6 protein-coding genes and 2 pseudogenes are annotated in these 5,581 nt (G+C 71.6%); all 8 read left to right on the top strand.

The features are described 5' to 3' along the window. Window positions 1–140 (top strand): annotated as a pseudogene (locus NQ160_RS17345) (chorismate synthase); the annotation flags it as partial. After that, on the top strand, window positions 137–655 hold the full coding sequence (locus tag NQ160_RS17340) for a shikimate kinase (RefSeq protein WP_257516401.1): 519 nt from the start codon (window positions 137–139) through the stop codon (window positions 653–655). The pseudogene NQ160_RS17345 and the gene NQ160_RS17340, both read left to right, overlap by 4 nt. Further along, window positions 652–1,740: a 3-dehydroquinate synthase gene (gene aroB / locus NQ160_RS17335; RefSeq protein ID WP_257516400.1), complete on the top strand. Its 1,089-nt coding sequence runs from the start codon at window positions 652–654 to the stop codon at window positions 1,738–1,740. The genes NQ160_RS17340 and aroB overlap by 4 nt, the downstream gene beginning before the upstream one ends. Beyond that, window positions 1,737–2,267 carry a GNAT family N-acetyltransferase gene (locus NQ160_RS17330; RefSeq protein ID WP_257516399.1) on the top strand — a complete coding sequence of 177 codons (531 nt, stop codon included), beginning with the start codon at window positions 1,737–1,739 and terminating at the stop codon, window positions 2,265–2,267. Before aroB ends, NQ160_RS17330 begins: the two co-directional genes overlap by 4 nt. A gap of 179 nt (window positions 2,268–2,446) precedes the next feature. Next, window positions 2,447–2,905, top strand: coding sequence for a type II 3-dehydroquinate dehydratase (gene aroQ, locus NQ160_RS17325; protein WP_257516398.1), 459 nt, complete (start codon window positions 2,447–2,449; stop codon window positions 2,903–2,905). A gap of 88 nt (window positions 2,906–2,993) precedes the next feature. Continuing rightward, on the top strand, window positions 2,994–3,554 hold the full coding sequence (gene efp, locus NQ160_RS17320; protein WP_257516397.1) for an elongation factor P: 561 nt from the start codon (window positions 2,994–2,996) through the stop codon (window positions 3,552–3,554). Between the two features lie 18 nt (window positions 3,555–3,572). Continuing rightward, window positions 3,573–3,983, top strand: a complete 411-nt coding sequence (gene nusB / locus NQ160_RS17315) for a transcription antitermination factor NusB (RefSeq protein WP_257516396.1) — start codon at window positions 3,573–3,575, stop codon at window positions 3,981–3,983. A gap of 43 nt (window positions 3,984–4,026) precedes the next feature. Next, a pseudogene (locus tag NQ160_RS17310) lies at window positions 4,027–5,581 on the top strand (DEAD/DEAH box helicase); the annotation flags it as partial.

The raw sequence follows: 5,581 nt of genomic DNA, 5'->3' as shown, positions 1-5,581 counted from the left end.
CGATCGTGCTGGCCGAGGTGGTGCTGGAGAAGTTCGGCGGCGACAGCGTCACCGAAACCCGGCGCAACCTGCAGTCCTACCTCGCCGCCATCCCGGCGACGCTGCGCACGACAGACGCCAGCGACCCTTCGCTGACATGAGCGCGCTCGTCCTGATCGGCCCCATGGGCGCGGGGAAGACGAGCATCGGCCGACGCGTCGCCAAGGCCCTCGGCCTGCCCTTCACCGACACCGACGCCGCGATCGTGCGCGCCCACGGCCCGATCGAGCACATCTTCGCCACGCACGGCGAGCCGCACTTCCGTGCGGTCGAGCGCGACGCGGTGCGGGAGGCGCTCGACACCGGCGGCGTCGTGGCGCTCGGCGGCGGGGCGATCCTCGACCCCGACACGCGGGCGGCCCTCGTCGACCACCGCGTCGTGCTGCTGACCGTCGGGCCCGACACGATCGCCTCGCGCATCCGCGACACGACGCGGCCCCTGCTGCAGGGCGAGGATGCCGTCGCCCGCTGGAACGAGATCTATCAGGCCCGCCGCGGCCTCTACGAGCAGGCTGCGGACGTGACCTTCGACACCTCGCGGGGACCCCTGCAGGAGGTTGTCGACGCCGTGACCCACTGGGCCGCGGCCACCGAATCCCCCAAGGAGCACGCATGACCGACCCCACCACCATCTCGGTCACGGGCAGCGCTGCGCACGACATCATCGTCGGGCGCGGCATCCTTTCCCGCCTGCCCGAACTGGTGCCTGCAGAGGCGAAGAAGCTGCTGGTGGTGCATCCCCCCACGCTGCGCGACGCCGCAGAGGCCCTGCGGCTCTCGCTCACCGAGGCGCTCGGCGAGGGCCGTCAGGTGCTGCTGGCAGAGATCCCCGATGCCGAGGCGGGCAAGCGCATCGAGGTCGCCGCCTTCTGCTGGCAGGTCATGGGGCAGGCCGACTTCACCCGCACGGATGTCGTCATCGGATTCGGCGGGGGAGCGGTGACCGACCTCGCCGGCTTCGTCGCGGCGACCTGGCTGCGCGGCGTGAAGGTCGTGCTCGTGCCCACGACGGTGCTCGGCATGGTCGACGCCGCCGTCGGCGGCAAGACGGGGGTCAACACCGCCGAGGGCAAGAACCTCGTGGGCGCCTTCTGGGCGCCGCACGCCGTGCTCTGCGATCTCGAACTGCTCGACACGCTGGGCGCCAACGAGCGCATCGCGGGCTACGCCGAAGTGGTCAAGGCCGGATTCATCTGGGCACCCGAGATCCTCGACCTCATCGAAGCGGACCCGGTCGCCGCCGTGGACCCGGCATCCGCGGCATTCCGGCGCACGATGGAGCTCGCCATCGACATGAAGGCGCGCGTCGTCAGCGAGGACTTCCGCGAAGCGGGACTGCGGGAGATCCTCAACTACGGCCACACCCTCGGCCATGCCATCGAGCACGCCGAGCGCTACCAGTGGCGTCACGGCGCGGCGGTGTCGGTCGGCATGATGTTCGCCGCCGAGCTGTCACGGCTGGCCGGGCGGCTGCCGGATGCCGCGGCACAGCGCCACCGCGACATCCTCGAGATGCTCGGACTGCCCCTGAGCTACCGCCCCGGCGCGTGGCCGCAGCTGCTGGCGACGATGCAGCGCGACAAGAAGACCCGCGGCGGCATGCTGCGCTTCATCGTGCTGGACGACATCGCCCGCCCGACCGTGCTGCAGGCCCCCGACGAATCGCTGCTGTTCGCTGCGTACCAGGAACTCTCCGAGTGACCGGCGTCGCCGTGCGTCGCATCCGCGAGGACGAGTGGCGTCGCGTGCGGCGACTGCGCATCGAAGCGGTGAGCGACCCGGATGCCGGGATCGCGTTCCTCTCGACGCCCGACCAGGAGCGGGCGCACGACGACGCCTTCTGGCAGCAGCGCACCGCGGACAACGCCACGGGCGACGCCGCCGCGCAGTTCGTCGCGGTCGCCGGCGACGAATGGATCGGCACGGCCACGGTGCTCGTGTATCCCCTCGGGGCGACCGACTACATGGGGCGGACGGTCTGGACCAGCCGCGCGGACGTGGTCGGTGTCTACGTGCGGGCCGACCACCGCGGGTCCGGGGTCATCGACGCGCTGCTCGACGCGGCCGCGGACTGGGCGGCGGGGCTGGGATTGCGACAGATCAATCTCGACGTGCACGTCGACAACGCCCGCGCCCAGGCGGCCTATCGCCGAAACGGGTTCGTGCCCACGGGGGAGACGGTCACCTCCGCCCACGGCACGGAAGCCGTCATGACCCGCACGCTCTGAGGGCACGGTTGCGGCGGCGGTCGACCGGGGGCGTGGCATCCGTGCCCGGCATCCGTCCCGGGCGCAGGAAGACTCACCGGAACAGGGGATTCCGGGCCGGATCGTCCTGTACCGGTGTGATCGCCTGTCCCGGCCACGCGACGCCGCGACGCGCTCCGCGCCGCCGGTAGGGTTCCAGAGTGAGCACCCCGCGTCGTCTCCTGCTTGTCAACGGTCCCAACCTCAACCTGCTCGGCACCCGCGAGCCGGAGATCTACGGGCACGCCACCCTGGCCGATGTCGAGAGACTCGTGTCGGATACCGCCGCCGCGCGCGGATTCGACGTGCGCGCGGTGCAGAGCAACCACGAAGGGGTGCTCATCGACGCGATCCACGATGCCCGCGAGGACTGCGCGGGCATCGTCATCAATCCCGGCGGCCTGACCCACACCTCGGTCGTGCTGCGCGACGCTCTGGCAGGCGTCGCGCTGCCCGTCGCCGAGGTGCACATCTCCGACGTGCAGGCGCGCGAGCCCTTCCGGCACCACTCGCATGTGGCGGACGTGGCCGTCGTGCACGTCTCGGGGGAGGGCGTCGCCGGCTACGCCAGGGCCACCGCCCTGCTGCTGGACGTCGTCACCGGCAATGCCGACGGCTGAGACGATCCCCGACGTCATCCCGTAGAATCGAACGCCGGGCCCGCGCGCGGCGCCCGACACCCTCACACGAAACGGACTCCCTTCTCCCATGGCATCCACCGCAGACATCAAGAACGGCGTCGTCCTCAGCATCGACGGCCAGCTTTGGAACGTCATCGAGTTCCAGCATGTCAAGCCGGGCAAGGGCGGCGCCTTCGTGCGCACCAAGCTCAAGAACGTCGTGTCGGGCAAGACCGTCGACCGCACGTACAACGCCGGCGCCAAGATCGAGATCGAGAACGTCGACCGCCGCGACTTCACCTACCTGTACAACGACGGCGACAGCTACGTGTTCATGGACGTCGCCGACTACGACCAGCTGAGCGTTCCCGCCACGGTCGTGGGCGACGCGAAGAACTTCCTGCTCGAGAACCAGCAGGTGCAGATCGCGATGAACAACGGCAACCCGCTGTACGTCGAGCTTCCGGCGTCGGTCGTGCTGGAGATCACCTACACCGAGCCGGGCCTGCAGGGCGACCGCTCGTCGGCCGGCACCAAGGCCGCGACCGTCGAGACCGGCTACGAGATCCAGGTCCCGCTGTTCGTGGAGCAGGGCACGAAGGTCAAGGTCGACACCCGTACGGGCGACTACCTCGGCCGCGTCAACTGACCGGGGCACCGCCCTTCCATGAGCGCACGCACCAAGGCGCGCAAGCGCGCCCTCGACATCCTGTACCAGGCCGACGTCCGCGGCGACGAGCTCGGTGTCACCCTCGCCGCTGAAGCGAAGCGCGCAGCCAGCGAGCCCGCTCGCGAGTCGTCGTGGCTGTACGCCCGCGAGATCGTCGACGGGGTCATCGACAACCACGAAGAGATCGACGAGCAGATCACGGGTGTCTCCAAGGACTGGTCGCTGAGCCGCATGCCGGCCGTCGACCGCGCCATCCTGAGGATGGCCACGTGGGAGATCCTGCACAACGACGAGGTGCCCGCCGCGGTGGCCATCGACGAGGCGGTGGAGCTCGCCAAGGAGTACTCCACCGACGACTCGGGCTCGTTCGTGCACGGCGTGCTCGGCCGCATCGCCCGCGCATCCTGACCCCGCCTCGGCGCTGTCGGCGGGTGCCGGGAGAATGAAACCCGTGGACCCGACCCCGCCCGACTGGCGCGCCGTGCTCGCGACGCCCGCCGGGCGCGGCGCGGCGGCGCCCCTGGCGCTCGGCATCGAGCTGCGCCAGCGCGCACGGCGCGACGGCTCGCCGTGGAGTGCACCCCGCTGGCAGACGGCGACCCCGCGCGACCTGCACACGTTCGGCGCCGACGTCGCGGTGGGACTGCGGCCGCTCGTGCGCAGCGAGCGTTCGGACACCTGGATCAAGGGCCGCGCCTCGTGGGACGCGCTGCGCCGCCCCGGCCACGGCTACGATCCGGCCCAGGCGCGGTGGTTCGTCGAGCTGTACAGCATCGTCCGCGACGCCCGCACGCTCGGCACCCTGCCCGACGGCTCCGAATGGCTGCTGATGGACGACGTCGAATCCGGGCTGCTCTGGGGACATCTGGGGGATGCCGCGGCGCTCGGCATTCCGCTGCGCTCCACGAAGCCGCAGCAGACGGTGACGCTCGCCGAAAGCGCCTCCGCTTCGCTGCGGGCCGAGCGCGCCGGCGAGGGCCTCGCCCTCGTCGCCCACGTCACCATCGACGGCGACGATGTCGGCCCGGCCGAGGTGCGCCCCCTCGGTACGGTCGGGCTCTACCGCTTCGCGGCCTCCGGCGAGCGCATCGACGTGACCCTGGCCGCGGCAGCGGTCCCCGAGCCCGTCCGGGCGGTGCTGCGCGCGCACGCGCCGGTCGTCGTGCCGCCGAACGAGACCGACGAGTTCCTGCGCGACCACCTGCCCCGACTCTCGCGCCATACTCCGGTCACGCTGGGCGCCGGGGTGACGGCGCCGCCGGCCGCCCCGCCGCGGCTGCGCCTGGCCGTGGCGTTCGCCCCCGGCGACAGGGTCGACGTCACCTGGTCGTGGCTCTACCCGGGCGTGCCGCCGGTGCCCTTCACCGAACCGTCGAAGGGCGACCGTGACGACGACATCGAACCGACCGTCCGCCAGGCGGTGCACGACGCGTGGAGCGCCGCCTGGGACCTGCCCTTCGCCGCGGACACGGCGTATGCGGGAGCGGATGCCGCGCAGTTCGCACACGCCGTACTGCCGCGCCTCGAGCAGCTGGAGGGCGTCGAGGTCGAGGTGACCGGCATGCGCCGCACCTACCGGGAGCTCACCGGCATCCCCGAGATCACCGTCACCACGGTCGAGACCACCGACGCCGACTGGTTCGAGCTCGGCATCCTGGTCACGATCGACGGACGCCGCATCCCGTTCGCGCCGCTCCTTCGCGCCCTCACCCTGCGCCGCAGCAAGATGCTGCTGAGTGACGGCGGCTACTTCTCCCTCGCGCACCCGGCGCTCGACCGCCTGCGCGAGCTCGTGGACGAGGCCGCCGAGCTCGACGAGTGGGAGACCGGCGCCCGCATCAGCCGCTACCAGAGCGCCCTCTGGTCCGACTTCGAGGACCTCGCCGATCAGGCAGAGCCGGCCGTGACGTGGCGCGCGGCCGTCGAGGGCCTGCGCGGCCTGGGCGGCGTCGAGCCCACCCCGGTGCCGTACGCGCTGCAAGCCCAGCTGCGCCCGTATCAGCAGG

The sequence above is a fragment of the Microbacterium sp. zg.Y909 genome (genome assembly GCF_024626565.1).
Note: the sequence above shows the minus strand (reverse complement) of the source record. Positions and strands in the feature narration are given on the sequence as shown.

What these genes read in the sequence shown, in the direction of transcription:
- aroB (WP_257516400.1), top strand. Translation starts at nt 652, where the DNA reads ATGACCGACCCCACCACCATCTCGGTCACGGGCAGCGCTGCGCACGAC.
- NQ160_RS17340 (WP_257516401.1), top strand. Translation starts at nt 137, where the DNA reads ATGAGCGCGCTCGTCCTGATCGGCCCCATGGGCGCGGGGAAGACGAGC.
- efp (WP_257516397.1), top strand. Translation starts at nt 2,994, where the DNA reads ATGGCATCCACCGCAGACATCAAGAACGGCGTCGTCCTCAGCATCGAC.
- nusB (WP_257516396.1), top strand. Translation starts at nt 3,573, where the DNA reads ATGAGCGCACGCACCAAGGCGCGCAAGCGCGCCCTCGACATCCTGTAC.